The organism is Nocardiopsis nanhaiensis, assembly GCF_054778635.1.
The window spans coordinates 56,917-72,189 of record NZ_BAAGZJ010000013.1; the positions used below are offsets into that span (position 1 = coordinate 56,917).

The following is a 15,273-nucleotide window of genomic DNA, read 5'->3' on the forward strand; positions in this document are numbered from 1 at the left end:
CCGAGGGCCCTACTGCTTCTGGCCGCTGCCGCCCTTGCCGCCCTTGGGCGCCTGGACCGGCTCGAGGACGTCCTTGCCCAGGTACGGGCGGAGCGCCTCGGGAACGACCACCGAACCGTCCTCCAGCTGGTGGTTCTCCAGGATCGCGACGATCCAGCGGGTGGTGGCGAGGGTGCCGTTCAGGGTGGCGGCGAAGCGCGGCTTGCCCTCGGCGTCCCGGTAGCGCACGTTGAGGCGGCGCGCCTGGAACTCGGTGCAGTTCGACGTCGAGGTGAGCTCACGGTAGGTGTCCTGGGTGGGCACCCAGGCCTCGCAGTCGAACTTGCGGGCCGCGCTGGTACCGAGGTCGCCCCCGGCGATGTCCACCACGCGGTAGGGCAGTTCGAGCTTGTCGAGCATCTCGCGCTCCCAGGCGAGGAGCCGCTGGTGCTCCTCGTGCGCCTGCTCCGGCGTCGAGTAGACGAACATCTCCACCTTGTTGAACTGGTGGACCCGGATGATCCCGCGGGTGTCCTTGCCGTAGGAACCCGCCTCGCGGCGGAAGCAGGAGGACCAGCCCACGTACCGGTTGGGCAGCGCGTCGGCGGGCAGGATCTCCCCGGCGTGGTACCCGGCCAGCGCCACCTCGGAGGTGCCCACCAGGTAGAGGTCGTCGGCGGGGAGGTTGTAGACCTCGTCGGAGTGCTCACCGAGGAACCCGGTGCCCTCCATGGTCTCGGGCTTGACCAGGACCGGCGGGATCATCGGGGTGAACCCGGCCCCGGCGGCCTGGTTCATCGCCATGTTGAGCAGGGCCAGCTCCAGCTGGGCGCCCACGCCCGTGAGGAAGTAGAACCGCGCCCCGGAGACCTTGGCGCCGCGCTCCATGTCGATGGCGCCGAGCATCTCGCCCAGCTCCAGGTGGTCGCGCGGGGTGAAGTCGAAGGTGCGGGGCTCACCGACGGTCTCGAGGACGACGAAGTCGTCGACGCCGCCCTCGGGCGCACCCTCCTCGACGAGGTTGGGCACGCGCGCCAGCGCGGCGTCGAACTCGTCGCCGAGCCGGCCCGCTTCGGCCTCGGCCTCCTTGACCTCGGCGGAGAGCGCCTTGGCCCGGGTGAGGAGCTCCTCGCGCTCCTCCGGGGAGGCCTTGGAGACGGACTTGCCGACGCTCTTCTGCTCGGCGCGCAGGGTCTCGAACCGGGTCAGCGCGGCACGGCGGCCGGCGTCCAGTTCGAGCAGCCGGTCGGCCACGGAGGGGTCCTCACCGCGGGCCCGCTGCGATGCACGGAGTCGGTCGGGGTCTTCTCGAAGAGCGCGAAGGTCGATCACGCTTGCAGGTTACCGTCCGCCCCCGCATGGACCCGCATCTTTTGCGGAGACTCACGTCATGAACGCCCCCCGGCCTCGTCTTCCCACTGACAGGGCCGGTCGGGCGGCGCGCCTCCCGACGCAACGCCGAACGTGGGGAGTAGTCGTGAAACCGCTGGGTGAGATGACCACCGAGGAGCTCACCGAAGCCCTGGAGGCACTCGACGACGCGCGCCCGGAGGACACGGCGCTGCGGCTGGCGCTGTACCTGGAACTGCGCCGGGCCGCGGCGGAGGAGTGGATGTTCGAGGAGGAGGCGGAGCCCTCGGGAGGCGCCTGACCGCGCGGAGCCGGGGCGGACCGCGGGGGACCGAGGGGCGCCCGTCGGGAGTGGGCCGCCGTCGGGGACGGCAAGGACCGCGGCGGGCCGGGTCAGTTGGCCTCGCCGGCGCGGATGCGGGCGAGCCAGAGCTCGGCCTCGGCGAAGTCCGCGTCGGTGGCGGAGCGCGGCCGCAGTGCTGGGTCGATCTCCGTGGGGCGGCCCCGGTGCGGATAGCTGCCGAGGAACCGCACGTCGCGGCAGACCCGGCGGATACCCATCAGCGCCTCGCCCACGCGCGCTTCGGCGACGTGGCCCTCGGCGTCGATGCAGAAGCAGTAGCTCCCGAGTCCGTCGCCGGTGGGGCGCGACTCCAGCCGGGTGAGGTTGACTCCGCGGACCGCGAACTGGTTGAGCACCTCGATGAGCGCACCGGGGTGGTCGTCGGCGATGAAGGCGACCAGGGAGGTCCGGTCGGAGCCGGTGGGCTCGGGGAGGGAGCCGGCCTTCGAGAGGTAGATGAACCGGGTGGCGGCGTCGGAGCGGTCGCCCACCCCGTTGGCCAGGGCGTGCAGCCCGTAGCGCTCCCCCGCGATGACGGCGCAGATGGCGGCGTCGTAGGACGAGCCGGGTTCGGACACGGCGCGCGCGGCGGCGGCCGTGGAGGAGACGGTGTGGGTGTCGGCGTCGGGGAGGTGGGCCGATAGCCAGCCCCGGCACTGCGCGAGGGCGTGGGGGTGGGTGGCCACCCGCTTGACGTCCTCCAGCACGGTGCCGGGCCGCGCGAACAGCGCGAACTCGACCGGGACGGCGGTCTCGCCGGTGATGAGGAGGGGTTCACCGTTGATGAGTTCGGCGATCGTGGTGGTGACGCCGCCCTCCACGGAGTTCTCCAGCGGGACGACCCCGCCGTCGACCGCCCCGGAACGCACGGCGTCGAAGACCGACACCACCCCGTCGCACGGGACGCGGGACTCGTCGTCCGCGCCGGGACGCAGGTCGTGCAGGGCCGCTTCGGTGAAGGTGCCCTCGGGGCCGAGGTAGGCGTAACGGTTGGGCATGCTGTTCAGGCTATACGCCCCCGGCGCGGCGGGCGTGCTGGTCTGCGTGCGCGCTGTCCTGTTCGTCCTGCTTCGGCTCGTCCTGGTCCTGTTCTTGGTCTAGGTTGGGCTCGTTCTGGTCCGGCCCGGCGACCACTGTGACCATCGCCTCGGGCCCCTGGTCCGGGCCGTCGGCCGCCTCGCCGTCCGGTTCGGTGCCGTCGGGTCCGGGCAGCGCGGACCCGATCCCGTCGCCCAGCCGGGCGGAGCGGATCACGCGGTACTCCTCCGGACTGAGCAGACTGTCGGCCTCGCCGCGGACGACGGCCTTGGCGTAGGTGCGCGTCTCGGTCCGCCCGTTGATGGACGTGACGACCACACCGTCTCCACAGCTGTTGAGCATGGCCAAGGAGAAGGAGCGCGCGCCCGACATCTCCTCCAGGGCGTCGTAGTGCAGAACGGAGACGTCGCGGATGGCACGCGGGTCGGAACCGGCGGCGTTGACCGCCAGCGCCCGCTGGGCGAGGACCTGGTAGTCGCCCCGGACCTCCCGGGTCCGAATCAGCGAGTACACACCGAGGGCCAGCCCGCCCAGTGCCGCGAGCAGAGCGATGGAAGCCATGAGTGTAGTGAACACAGCGCGAGCGTATCGCTACAGAACGCACCCATGGGGTCGCTCTTAGCGATTTTTGCGACTAATGTGCCCGATTTTTCGCGAGACATCATGATGGGCGGCGCGGGGACGGTGGACCATGCCCGCTTCAAGCCCGGCGCAGGGTCGGCCTCAGCCGCCGGACGGCGAGGGCCCGCGCCACGTCCACGAACTGGTGGGTCCGGTGCATGTGGGCCCGCATGTCAGTCCCGGTGGCCCGGTGCTCCATCGGCACCTCGACCTCGACCACGCGGAAGCCCTCGCGCAGCACGTCGATGGTCAGCCCGGTCTCCACGCCGAACCCGGAGGCGAGGGGGCCGGCGGCGTCGAAGGCGGCCCTGGTCAGGCACCGCTGGCCGTTGAGCGGCTGCTCGGGTTCCCACCCGGTGGTCCGGCGGACACCGTCGCGGGCGAGGCGGACCACGAAACCGTGCCCGCCCAAGCGCATACGGGTGGCGGGGAACAGGGCGATGGTCATGTCCGCTGAACCCTCGAGAACCGGCTCCACCAGGGGTGCGCCACCCTTGGCCGTGGCGCCCAGGTCGCCGTCGAGGAAGAGGAGGTGGCGCGGGTCGCGCACGAGGCCGTCCCTCGCCTCGTCCTGCTCGATGAGCCGGACCACCTCGGCGCCCGTCTGCATGGCCGCGCCCTTGCCCTTGTTGCGCCGGTGCCGCAGAACCCGGGCCCCAGCGTCCGTGGCGACACCTGCGGTGCGGTCGGTGGACCCGTCGTCGACCACGAAGAGCAGGTCCACCCCGGGAAGTGTGCGCGCGGCGGAGACGGTGGGGCCGATGCGTTCGGCCTCGTTCTTGGCGGGGATCACCACGGCGACCCCCGCGCCCGACGGCCCGTCGGGCCCTCGACTCGCCTCGGCCACTCGGCTACTGGACTTTGCCGGTCCCCGCGGCCACCGGCAACGCGTCGACGTCGGAGTGGATGGTGAAGACCTCGTCCAACCCGGTCACCTGGAGGACCTTCATGATCGCCGGTTTGGGCGCCACAAGCTCCAGATCACCGCCCTTGTCCCGGGAGCGTTTCATCGCGGAGAGCAGGACGCTGATCCCGGTCGAGTCACAGAACTCCGCCCGTGACATGTCGATGACCAGCCGCCGCACCCCTTCCTCAAGGGTTTCGACGAGCTCGTTGCGCAACTGGGGTGCCGTGTACAGGTCGATCTCACCGCCCACGGTTACCACCGCGAGGTCGTCCTGAGATCGGCTTGATATCTTCAACTCCACAGTCGTGACTGTAGCGTCCCGACCAGGGCCAAGCCACCTCGTTGGCGGTGTTTCGCGACATCGGTCACGTTCATCCGTGCCCGCCGCCCGCGACGAGACGGCCCGGGGCTTGGCCGACCGACCCGGGGCACTCTCCGGTTGCCGTAGGGCCTTCGCCGGTTGCCCGGACGCCTTCGCCCGCTGTCAGGCGGGTTCGTTCTCCCGCGACCGGAGGTCGAGTCCGACGGCGTCGGCCGTGCTCCCGAGAGTGCCGCCGGAGTCCGTGAAGGGGACGGGCAGGTCGGTGACGACGCCACCGGGTCCGGGGGATACGTCGCCCTCGGCGAGCTCGAGCACCGCCCAGACCGTGGTCGTGGTCGCGTCCATCTCGGTACCCCAGCGCCCCGCCAGCGTCTGCACGATGCCCAGGCCCCTTCCGCCCAGACCGGACAGGGAGGGCCGGGCCACCCTCGGCATGGTGCTGGCACCTCCGTCCCGCACGGCGATCTCCAACCAGCCTCCAGCAGGAGCGCTCTGGTTCACCTCCACGCGCCAGGACACTCCGACGGTGTGTTCGGGGAGGGGGCTCGCGTGTCTGAGGGCGTTGCTGACCAACTCACTCAGGACGAGGGCCGCGTCATCGACCCGGCCGGGGCAGATCTCCAGGGAGCGCAGGTCCGCGCACAATCCCTGTCTGGCTCCGGTGACGCTCTCGGGGACGTAGGGAAGCACGACGCTCCGCTCGACCTGCAGCGGGTTCCCGGGGGCCCCGTCGTCGTGTGCGTCGTTGTCTCCTGACACGGCTTTCTTCCCTGCGCGTTCGTGCTTCTCGGTCAGCCCGGAACCCGCCCGAAGTGTGCCAGCGAATTCCACCAGGGGTGGAAATGCCCCGATCCCCGGCAGGGGAAACCCACCCCGAGGTGAATCCACAGTGGCGAAACCCGCCGCCGACGCGCGGATCACCGGACTGGTAGGGATTCGGAGGCAGAAGAGTTTTTTGTTGCCACTGTGAAGGACTGTGTCCGTTCTACGACTTGGCCGGCGAAACCTCCGCGTTCGCCGTGCCCGTCGGGGTTTCGGACACGACGGGGCCGAGCTCCGGCTCCTCTCCCCGGTGCCTGGGCAGGGTGACCCGCATCCGGGTACCGTCCGCCAAGCGCTGCGCGGTCACCTCCCCGCCCTGCTCCCGCACCAGCTGGCGGACGATGTAGAGGCCGATCCCGAGGCCGCTGTAACCCCTCCGGTCGCCGCGCTCGCCGCTCTGGAAGAACCGTTCGAAGATCCGCTCCTCATCACCCTCGTCGATCCCGATCCCCTCGTCGTCGACGTGGATCGTGACGGTGTCCTCGCCTTCCTCTTCCTCCACACCGACCCGCACCGTGCCGCCGCTGGGGGAGAACTTCAAGGCGTTCTCCAGCAGCTGGTCCATGACCATCCCGGTGACCAGCGGGTCCCCGACCGTCCACATGGTTCCACCGGAATCGAGTGCCAGTTCCTGACTCTCGGCCAGTGGCCTGAAGGCCGCCACCGACTGCCCGAGCAGTTCCACGAGGTCGAAGGGCACCCTGTCGACGGTCATCTCGCCGCTGGCCACGTCAGAGCCCAACCGGAGGCGTTCCACGAGCTTGGCCAGCGCTCGGGCCCGGTCCAGGATGATCTCGCTCGCCTCCTGGCGGCCGGCCGCCCCCAGGCGCTCGCCCTTGCGGGAGAGCAGGGCCGCGTACCCCTGGATCACGGTGACCGGGGTCCTCAGCTCGTGCCCGGTGCTGGCCAGGAAGAACTCCCGTTCCTCCTCCAAGGCCTTCTGGGCGGTGATGTCACGGAAGTCCACGACCCACTCGTCGGTGCTGGGGATCCGCGCCATGAGGATCTCCAGCCAGCGGCCGCCCCGGTTCCGGTGCTTGACCGGGTCGCCGTGCGCGGCCGGGATCGGGAAGGGCGGATGCTGCCCCACCATCTGCTCGGAGGAGTAGCCGGTCAGCTCCGCGGCGGACCGGTTCCACTTGCGCACCTTGCCGCTGGAGTCCAGTACGGCGATCCCGTCCGCGCTGGAGTCCGAGACCGCCTGTTCCCGGGCCCGCTGGAGTTTGAGCTCCTCGTAGGCCTTGGCGTTGCCGATCGCCACCCCGGCGTGCTCGGCGAGGAGTTCCAGCAGCTCCAGTTCCACGTGCCCGACCTTGCGCTGGCTGTACAGCGCGTACAGGGCACCGTAGGGGCGGCCGTGCACGTTGGACACGCACAGGGCGATGGTGTGCAGGCCGGGCAGGTCGGCCCAGACCAGGTCCTCCAGGCTGCGGGTGTCGCTGTTGGCCAGCAGGACGGATTTGCCGCTGCGCAGGAGCTCACCGAACAGGCTCGTCTCCAGCGGCGCGCTCACCCCGTGCAGCCTCTCCGACAGGTGGGTGAGGCTGACGAGCTCGACACGGTTCTCGTTCAGCAGGACGAACCCGCCCGCGTCAGCCCCGGTGAGTTCGGTCAGGCTGCTGGTGATGCGGTCCAGGACCGATTTGAGGCTGAGGTCGGCGTTGATGTCGGCCACCACGTCGGTGAGCCGCCGTACCAGGCGGGCGCGCTCCATGGCGGAGGCGCGGGCCTGGACCTCCTTGTCACCCGGGTAGAGCACGAGGACCCACCCGGTGTGCCGCCCTTCGTCGTCGTACACACCCCCGGTGCTGAGCCGCACGTCGACGGCGGCGCCGTCCTTGCGGAGCCGGCGGGTGAAGATCGTCAACGGGGTTCCGGCGCGCACCTGTTCGAGCACCGCGCCGTACTCGGGCCGCAGTTCACGGGGGATGATCGGCAGCTCGCCGCCGAGGACCTCGTCCGCGTACCAGCCGAACATGCGCTCGGCCGCCGGGTTCCAGACGGTCACTCGGAGCTCGTCGTCGATACCGATCACCGCGTCCGCTGAAGAGGCCAGCACGGCTTCGGCGCTGAGGGGCGCGCGCTCGGAACTCACGTCGTCATAGTGCCATTGGAAAGCCTCCGAGTGGCGCGGCTTCGCACAATCCGACCGGATTCGGTCCTCAGATGACCCTGGGCTCCCCTTCGTCCTCGGACTTCATGTCGCGCGCCGCGTGCTCCCAGGCCTGCATCCCGCCCGCGACGTTCACCGCGTCCCAACCGGCCTGGTTGAGCGCCATGGTCGCCTGGCCGGAACGCCCGCCCGAGCGGCAGATGACGTACACCTTCTGGTCCTTGGGGACCTCGCCCGCGCGCTCGCCCAGGGTCCCGAGCGGGATGTGTACGGCGTCGGGCGCGTGGCCCGCCCGCCATTCGTCGTCCTCCCGGACGTCGAGCAGGTAGACGCCCTCGGGAACCTCGTTGACGAGAACCTCAGCGACCTGTCCACCGAACATGATGGTGACCCCCTGTGTCAGGTGTATTCGAAAAAAGTGAGAACCGGCGGAACCGCGTGTTCCGGGCCCGCGTCCAAGCAATATGCGTAAGCACACCTTCGCAACGGCCCTGCCGACCCGCCTCGCCGCACTCGCAGCTCTTGGCCTGCTTATCACGGCCTGCGGCAACGAGCCCGACGAGGTGAGCGCGCCGGCACCCGAGAACGAGACCGAAGCCCCCGAGAACGACGCCCCCGAAGAAGAAGCCGACGACGAGAACGGGTCCGCCGAGGTGGACCTCGTGATAGAGCGTTCCCTGTCCGAGGACGACGGCCTGACGGCCGAGGAGGGCTTCGAAGAGGGCGAGCTGACCCTGACCTGCGCCCCCGCCGGCGGCGACCACCCCGATCCCGAGGCCGCCTGCGCCGAGATCGAGGACGTCGGCGTGGAGCCGTTCACCATGGACACCTCAGACGAGATGTGCACGATGCAGATCGGCGGCCCCGAGGTCGTGCACGTGTCCGGCCAGGTGGAGGGCACCGAGGTCGACACCGAGTTCAACAAGCGCAACGGCTGCGAGATCGACCGCTTCGACCAGGTCAACTCCGTCATCAGCCCCTAGCCCCTACTCCCCTTACCCCTAACGTGCGAGGGGCGGACCCGCCGGGTCCGCCCCCTTTTTTTGCCTTTCCCCAGGCGCCCTACACATCAGGTGTACGGGGTGTCCCAGAAGGCGACCTCGTGGAGCATGCCCTCCAGGAAGAAGCGCTCGGCCCGCTCCGGATCGGGTCCGGCCTCCTCCAGCATCCGGCCGTACTTCTCGGTGAGTTCGGTGAACCCGGGGTCGGCGTAGGTGTCGATCCAGCGCCGGTACCGGGGATCCTCCGGCTTGGTCTCGGCCAGTTCGAGCCCCAGTGAGTTGTAGCCCCACATGCACGGGTAGACGGCGGCGAGCCCGTCCCGGTAGTCGGCCGCCGCGTCCAGGAGCCACGAGGTGTAGTTCTCGCAGGCCTGACCCTTGTCCTTTGTGGTCAGGTCGGCGCCGAAGTCCCCGGACAGGGAGCGGTGCAGTTCGAGTTCCTCGGTGAGGGTGCTGTGCGCGATCCCCACCAAGTCCGCCAGGTGCCGGTCCGGCGCCTGCCAGGCCAGCCGGGAGAAGGCCCGAGCGTAGTCGAGCAGGTACAGGTGGTCCTGCTCGAGCCAGTACCGGAAGGCGCGATCGTCGAGGTCGCCCCGGGCGATCCCCGCGACGGTCGGGTGCGCGAGCTGTTCGGCGACCAGGGGCCGCCCGATCTCGTGAAGTCGTTCAGTGATTCCCACGCCCGGAGTGTCCCATCCGGACGGTTTCGGCCCAAGGCCCGGCTGACCACCGACCACCCCACCCTCCGAAACTTCCCGGTGACTTAACAGCTATCTTTCCGAAAATCCAGGGGTGCGATCGGGAAGATTTATACCTCATTTACCAGCACTTTCCCTCATACAGTGTGACTTGCCTCTCCGGCGGGGTTGACCCGGCAGGGCTGTAAACGTACATTCACCGCCAACATGTTTCGCGAAAATTTACGAAACTTTCGGCGAGCGACCCTGCACCGACACACCGCCCCGGACGTCTCCACCCCCATCGCAGGAGGACACTCCTTGACCCGTTCCACCGGCAACCCGGACACAGCGGACCAGGCAGCCACAGACCCCGCCTGGCGGGATCCCTCGGCACCGGACGACAGGCGCGTCGACGCGCTCCTCGCCGAGATGACCCTGGAGGAGAAGGTCGCCCAACTCCACGGACTGTGGGTCAGCGCGGACTCCAACGGCGCACCGGTCGCACCCCACCAGCACGACCTGACCCAGGAACCGCCCGAGTGGGACCAGGCCATCGCCCAGGGCCTAGGGCAACTCACCCGCCCCTTCGGCACTGTCCCCGTCGACCCCGCGGCCGGGCGCGAGTCACTGGCCCGGAGCCAGCGGGAGATCATGGCGGCCAACAGGTTCCGGATCCCCGCCGTCGCCCACGAGGAATGCCTGGCCGGCTTCGCCGCCTGGACCGCGACGATCTACCCCGTGCCCCTCGCCTGGGGCGCGAGTTTCGACCCCGACCTGGTCGAGCGCATGGCCGCCCAGATCGGGGAAAGCATGCGCCGCGTCGGCGTGCACCAAGGGCTCGCCCCCGTACTCGACGTCGCCCGGGACGCCCGGTGGGGCCGCGTCGAGGAGACCATCGGCGAGGACCCCCACTTGGTGGCGACCGTCGGCACCGCCTACGTCCGCGGCCTCCAGTCCTCCGGGATCGTGGCCACCCTCAAGCACTTCGCCGGGTACTCGAGCTCACGGTCCGGACGCAACCTCGCACCGGTCTCCGTCGGCCCCCGCGAGTTCTCCGACGTGCTGCTCCCCCCGTTCGAGATGGCCCTGCGCGAAGGCGGGGCCGGATCGGTCATGCACGCCTACAACGACAACGACGGCCTCCCCGCCGCCGCCGACCCCGGGCTCCTGACCGGCGTACTGCGCGAGACCTGGGGGTTCGAGGGCACCGTCGTCGCCGACTACTTCGGGGTCGCCTTCCTGCACGCCCTCCACGGGGTGGCGGAGTCCCCCGCCCGCGCCGGGGCACTCGCCCTCTCCTCCGGCGTGGACGTCGAACTCCCCACGGTGCACTGCTACGGGGACCGGCTCGTCGAGGAGGTCCGGACAGGCAGACTGCCCGAGGCCACGGTCGACCGCGCCGCACGGCGGGTCCTGCGCCAGAAGTGCGAACTCGGACTGCTCGACCCCGGTTGGTCTCCCGAGGGCTCCACCCCGGACGCGCGGATCGACCTGGACCCGCCCGAGCACCGGGCACTGGCCCGCCGCCTGGCCGAAGAGTCGGTGGTCCTCCTGGAGAACCCGGACGGAATCCTGCCCCTCAGCGACACCAAGAGCGTGGCCGTCGTGGGACCGCTCGCGCACTCCGGTGACGCCATGCTCGGCTGCTACTCGTTCCCCGCGCACGTCGGACGCCGGCACCCGGACACGGACCAAGGGGTCGACATCCCCACCGTCCTGGAGGCGCTGACCGGAGAGCTGCCGCGCACGCGCGTCGAACACGCCGCGGGGTGCTCGGTCGACGGCGCCTCCACCGACGGGTTCGCCGACGCCCTGACGGCCGCCGGATCCGCGTCGGTGTGCGTGGCCGTCCTGGGCGACCGCTCCGACCTCTTCGGCCGCGGCACCTCGGGCGAGGGGTGCGACGCGACCGACCTCTCCCTCCCGGGCGTGCAGCAGCAGTTCCTTGAGGCGCTCGTGGAGACCGGCACCCCCGTCGTCGCCGTACTCCTCACCGGACGCCCCTACGCCCTCGGCGCGGTGGCCGACCGGCTGGCCGCGACGGTCCAGGCCTTCTTCCCCGGCGAGGAGGGCGGGACCGCGGTCGCGGGTGTGCTCTCCGGGCGGGTGAACCCCAGCGGACGCCTTCCCGTGTCGATCCCCCACTCACCCGGCGGCCAGCCGGGCACCTACCTGGGCCCGGCACTCGCCCACCGCAGCCAGGTGAGCTCGGTGGACCCGACCGCGCGCCACCCGTTCGGGCACGGCCTGTCCTACAGCTCATTCTCGTGGGAGGCGCCGCGGGTCGACGGTCGGCTGCTCGTTCCGGACAGCCCGACGGACGCGGGCACCGACGCGGCCGTGACGGTCGGGTGCACCGTCCGCAACAACGGCACGGTGGCCGGCACCGAGGTGGTCCAGCTCTACCTGACCGACCCCGTGGCACGGGTGTCCCAGCCCGTCCGCCGTCTCGTCGGCTACGCCCGGATCGACCTCGGACCGGGAGAGGCGCGCACGGTCGACTTCACCGTCCACGCCGACCTCGCCGCCTACACCGGCCCCGGAGGGCGGCGGATCGTCGAACCGGGCGAGCTCCACCTGGCGCTGGCGGCCTCCAGCCGGGACATCCGGCACACGTTCCCGGTACGGCTCTCCGGACCCGAACGCATCGTCGACCACACCCGCGCGCTCACCTGCGACATCCAGCTCGCCACGGCCGACCGAGCGGCCGTCGCGGCCGACTGACCGCTCCTCCCGAGAGAACCCGTCCCGCGCCCTAAGGAGGACCCCCGTCATGAACCCCCCGTCACCGGAGCCGGCCCCCGGTCCCACCTCTGACAAGTCCCGCGGTCAGGCGCCCGTCCGCGTAGCGATCGTCGGTACCGGCAACATCGCACGGTTCCACGCGGAGGCGCTGCTCGCCGAGCCGGAACGCGCCTCGGTCGTCGCCGCCGTCGACGTCGACCCGGATGCGCTGGAGTCCTTCCGGTCCCGGCACTCGATCCCCCGCGGATACGCATCCCTCGAGTCGATGCTCGTGGCGGAGCGGCCGCAGCTGGTCCACGTGTGCACCCCGCCGGGCGTGCACCGCGACCAGGTCGAGGCCTGCCTCGGCGCCGGAGCTTCGGTGCTGGTGGAGAAGCCGCCGGCGCTGAGCCTGGTCGAGGCGGAGAAGATGGCCGCCGCCGAAGGCGGTGAGCACGGACCGTGGATGGCCACGGTCTTCCAGCACCGCTTCGGTTCGGGCGCGCTCCGGCTGCGGTCGCTCATGGAGGCCGGTGTCCTTGGACGGCCTTTGGTGGCCACCTGCCACACCACGTGGTTCCGCCCGCAGGAGTACTTCGACGTCCCCTGGCGCGGTCGGTGGAAGACCGAGGGCGGCGGACCGGTCCTGGGCCACGGGATCCACCAGACGGACCTGCTGCTCGCCCTGCTGGGGGAGTGGACGGAGGTGTCGGCCGTCGTACGCCGCCAAGCGCGCCGGATCGAGACCGAGGACGTGTCCATCGCCCGGGTGGACTTCGCCAACGGCGCGGTCGCGAGCGTCGTCACCAGCCTGCTGTCCCCACAGGAGGAGAGCCGGATCCGGATCGACTTCGAACACGCGACGGTCGAGCTCACGCACCTCTACGGCTACGGGGACGACGACTGGCGCATCACCCCGGCCCCGGGGTTCGAGGAACAGGTTACGGAGGCCTGGGAGGCGGCCGAACACGGGGTCAACAGCGGCCACCACTCACAGATCGTCCGCGTCCTGGACGCCCTGCGCAACGGTTCCCCGCCGCCGGTGACCTCGAAGGAGTCGCTGAGCACCCTGCGCATGGTCGCGGCCGTCTACGCCTCCTCCTTCAAAGGGCGTCCGGTCACCCCGGCCGATCTGGGACCCGGCTCCCCCTTCCACGAGCGGATGAACGGGGGCCGCTCGCTGTGAGGGCGTGCGAAAGGCCGGACGCGGAAGGGGGCACAGCGTGCGCCGCTACGTGATCCGACGCTGCCTGTACATGATCCCGACCCTGTTCGCCATCTCCGTGGTCGCCTTCCTGGTCATCCAGCTGCCGCCGGGCAACTTCCTCACCGCCTACATCGCGCAGCTGGCCGCCCAAGGCCAGGGTGTGGACGGGGCTCAGATCCGGGCCCTCGAGGAACGCTACGGGCTCAACGACCCGCTGATCGTGCAGTACTGGAAGTGGATCTCCGGCATCCTCACCAGCGGCGACTTCGGACAGTCCTTCCAGTTCAGGCGGGACGTCTCCGAACTGATCTGGGACCGCATCGGCCTCACCCTGATCCTGGCGGTCAGCACCCTCATCCTGAGCTGGCTGATCGCCTTCCCGATCGGCGTCTACTCGGCGGTGCGCCAGTACTCGGTGGGCGACTACGTCGTCACCTTCATCGGCTTCCTCGGCCTGGCCACCCCGAACTTCATGCTGGCGCTCCTGTTCGCCTGGGTGTCGTTCCGCTACTTCGGGCAGAGCGTCGGCGGAGTCTTCTCGCCCGAGTACGCCGATGCCGCGTGGAACCTCGGCAAGGTCCTGGACGCTGTGTCCAACCTGTGGATCCCGGTGGTGATCATCGCCACTGCGGGCACCGCGGCACTCATCCGAGTACTGCGCGCCAACCTGCTGGACGAACTGCGCAAGCCCTACGTGACCACGGCACGGGCCAAAGGGCTGCCCGAGTGGCGGCTCATCTTCAAGTACCCCGTGCGCATGTCCCTGAGCCCGTTCATCAGCACCATCGGCTGGATCCTGCCCACCCTGATCGGCGGCGAGGTCCTGGTCTCCATCGTCCTGAGCCTGGAGACCACCGGCCCGCTGCTGGTGGTGGCGCTGCGCAACCAGGACATGTACCTGGCCGGGAGCTTCATCCTCGTCCTCGGTGTGCTGACGGTGATCGGCACCCTCCTGTCCGACCTGCTCCTGGCCTGGTGGGACCCGCGTATCCGGCACCAACACGTCGAGAGGGTCTAAAACCATGGCACTCCCCAAACCATCGCCCGACTCCCCCGGATCGAGCACCGACACGGGGAGCGCCCCCGGCGACGTTCCCCAGCGCGTCCTCATCTGGCGGCGCTTCCGCCGCAACAAGCTCGCCGTGTTCGGCGCCCTGATGCTGATCGGGCTCATCTTCGTCTCGGTGTTCTCCGAGTTCCTGGCACCGAGCACCCCGCACGCCTACGACGCGACGCGCACCCACGCGCCACCGCAACAGCTGCACTTCGTGGACACCAGCGACGGCTTCGAACCCGGCATGTACGTGCACGACTACGAGGTCGAACGCGATCCGGAGACCTACGCGAACACCTACGCCGTGGACGAGTCCACGAAGATCCCCGTCGGTTTCTTCGTCCAAGGCCAGTCCTACGAGATGTGGGGGCTCATCACCATGGATCGGCACCTGATCGGTGCCAAGGACCCCGACCAGGAGGTGTACTTCCTCGGCGCCGACCGCAACGGGCGCGACATGGCGTCACGCATCATCCACGGGACCCGGGTGTCGATGTCCATCGGCCTGGCCGGGGTGGCGCTGTCGTTCGTCCTAGGCCTGGTCCTCGGAGGGGTCTCCGGCTACTTCGGCGGCCGGATCGACAACCTCATCCAGCGCGTCATCGAATTCCTCATGTCCATCCCCACCATCCCGCTCTGGATGGGCCTGTCCGCCGCGGTACCCCGCGAGTGGGGGGCGATCCAGACCTACCTGGCGATCACGGTGATCCTCTCGCTGATCGGCTGGACAGATCTGGCACGGGTGGTGCGCGGCCGGTTCCTGTCACTGAGACAGGAGGACTTCGTGACCGCCGCCAGGCTGGACGGCTGTCGCAGCGGACGCGTCATCGGCAGACACATGCTGCCGTCCTTCACCAGCCACATCATCGCTTCCCTGACCCTGGCCGTGCCGTTCATGATCCTCGCTGAAACCTCCCTGTCCTTCCTCGGCCTCGGTCTCCAAGCGCCGGTCGTGAGCTGGGGGGTGCTGCTCCAGGAGGCGCAGAACATCCACTCGATCGCCGGCGCCCCCTGGGTCCTGCTACCGGGTGTCGCGGTGACGGTGGCCGTTCTGGCCCTCAACTTCGTCGGTGACGGTGTCCGCGACGCCGCCGACCCGTACAAGTAAGGAG

14 protein-coding genes and 1 pseudogene are annotated in these 15,273 nt (G+C 70.0%); 6 read left to right on the plus strand and 9 right to left on the minus strand.

Features of this window, described 5'->3' with window-relative positions; translation table 11 throughout:
• Window positions 1–9: 9 nt before the first annotated feature.
• Window positions 10–1,311, minus strand: coding sequence for a serine--tRNA ligase (serS, locus tag ACYVD1_RS08775; RefSeq protein WP_460770096.1), 1,302 nt, complete (start codon window positions 1,309–1,311; stop codon window positions 10–12).
• 145 nt (window positions 1,312–1,456) lie between these two features.
• Here serS and ACYVD1_RS08780 point away from each other — a divergent pair, with 145 nt between their 5' ends.
• Entirely contained in the window at window positions 1,457–1,630 is a 174-nt protein-coding gene (locus ACYVD1_RS08780) for a hypothetical protein (protein ID WP_460770098.1), read from the plus strand.
• A gap of 92 nt (window positions 1,631–1,722) precedes the next feature.
• Here ACYVD1_RS08780 and pheA read toward each other — a convergent pair whose 3' ends face one another.
• From pheA to ACYVD1_RS08815, 7 genes and pseudogenes are all read right to left on the minus strand, one after another.
• Window positions 1,723–2,670 carry a prephenate dehydratase gene (gene pheA / locus ACYVD1_RS08785; RefSeq protein WP_460770100.1) on the minus strand — a complete coding sequence of 316 codons (948 nt, stop codon included), beginning with the start codon at window positions 2,668–2,670 and terminating at the stop codon, window positions 1,723–1,725.
• A 10-nt stretch (window positions 2,671–2,680) separates the two neighbouring features.
• Window positions 2,681–3,286: a DUF4446 family protein gene (locus tag ACYVD1_RS08790; protein WP_460770104.1), complete on the minus strand. Its 606-nt coding sequence runs from the start codon at window positions 3,284–3,286 to the stop codon at window positions 2,681–2,683.
• 42 nt (window positions 3,287–3,328) lie between these two features.
• A pseudogene (locus ACYVD1_RS08795) lies at window positions 3,329–4,127 on the minus strand (glycosyltransferase family 2 protein).
• 55 nt (window positions 4,128–4,182) lie between these two features.
• Window positions 4,183–4,539: an STAS domain-containing protein gene (locus ACYVD1_RS08800; RefSeq protein WP_460770107.1), complete on the minus strand. Its 357-nt coding sequence runs from the start codon at window positions 4,537–4,539 to the stop codon at window positions 4,183–4,185.
• 183 nt (window positions 4,540–4,722) lie between these two features.
• Entirely contained in the window at window positions 4,723–5,319 is a 597-nt protein-coding gene (locus tag ACYVD1_RS08805; protein ID WP_460770110.1) for an ATP-binding protein, read from the minus strand.
• A gap of 226 nt (window positions 5,320–5,545) precedes the next feature.
• Complete coding sequence (locus tag ACYVD1_RS08810; RefSeq protein ID WP_460770113.1) at window positions 5,546–7,477, minus strand: PAS domain S-box protein; 1,932 nt, start codon at window positions 7,475–7,477, stop codon at window positions 5,546–5,548.
• 67 nt (window positions 7,478–7,544) lie between these two features.
• A complete protein-coding gene (locus ACYVD1_RS08815) occupies window positions 7,545–7,877 on the minus strand; it encodes a rhodanese-like domain-containing protein (RefSeq protein ID WP_460747549.1) in 333 nt (110 codons plus the stop codon).
• A gap of 82 nt (window positions 7,878–7,959) precedes the next feature.
• Between ACYVD1_RS08815 and ACYVD1_RS08820 the strand changes: the two genes are divergently transcribed.
• Window positions 7,960–8,478, plus strand: a complete 519-nt coding sequence (locus tag ACYVD1_RS08820; RefSeq protein ID WP_460770115.1) for an SSI family serine proteinase inhibitor — start codon at window positions 7,960–7,962, stop codon at window positions 8,476–8,478.
• An 86-nt stretch (window positions 8,479–8,564) separates the two neighbouring features.
• On the opposite strand, the gene ACYVD1_RS08825 is transcribed toward ACYVD1_RS08820, so the two are convergent.
• Window positions 8,565–9,176, minus strand: coding sequence for a TenA family protein (locus ACYVD1_RS08825; protein ID WP_460770119.1), 612 nt, complete (start codon window positions 9,174–9,176; stop codon window positions 8,565–8,567).
• 318 nt (window positions 9,177–9,494) lie between these two features.
• Here ACYVD1_RS08825 and ACYVD1_RS08830 point away from each other — a divergent pair, with 318 nt between their 5' ends.
• From ACYVD1_RS08830 to ACYVD1_RS08845, 4 genes are read left to right on the plus strand one after another with little or no spacing between them, the layout of a single operon-like run.
• Window positions 9,495–11,900: a beta-xylosidase/alpha-l-arabinosidase gene (locus ACYVD1_RS08830; protein ID WP_460770122.1), complete on the plus strand. Its 2,406-nt coding sequence runs from the start codon at window positions 9,495–9,497 to the stop codon at window positions 11,898–11,900.
• A gap of 49 nt (window positions 11,901–11,949) precedes the next feature.
• Window positions 11,950–13,086 carry a Gfo/Idh/MocA family protein gene (locus ACYVD1_RS08835; protein ID WP_460770126.1) on the plus strand — a complete coding sequence of 379 codons (1,137 nt, stop codon included), beginning with the start codon at window positions 11,950–11,952 and terminating at the stop codon, window positions 13,084–13,086.
• Between the two features lie 37 nt (window positions 13,087–13,123).
• Window positions 13,124–14,125, plus strand: coding sequence for an ABC transporter permease (locus tag ACYVD1_RS08840; RefSeq protein WP_460770129.1), 1,002 nt, complete (start codon window positions 13,124–13,126; stop codon window positions 14,123–14,125).
• 4 nt (window positions 14,126–14,129) lie between these two features.
• Window positions 14,130–15,269 (plus strand): ABC transporter permease, encoded by a 1,140-nt coding sequence (locus ACYVD1_RS08845; RefSeq protein ID WP_460770133.1) that lies wholly within the window; start codon window positions 14,130–14,132, stop codon window positions 15,267–15,269.
• Window positions 15,270–15,273 lie beyond the last annotated feature (4 nt).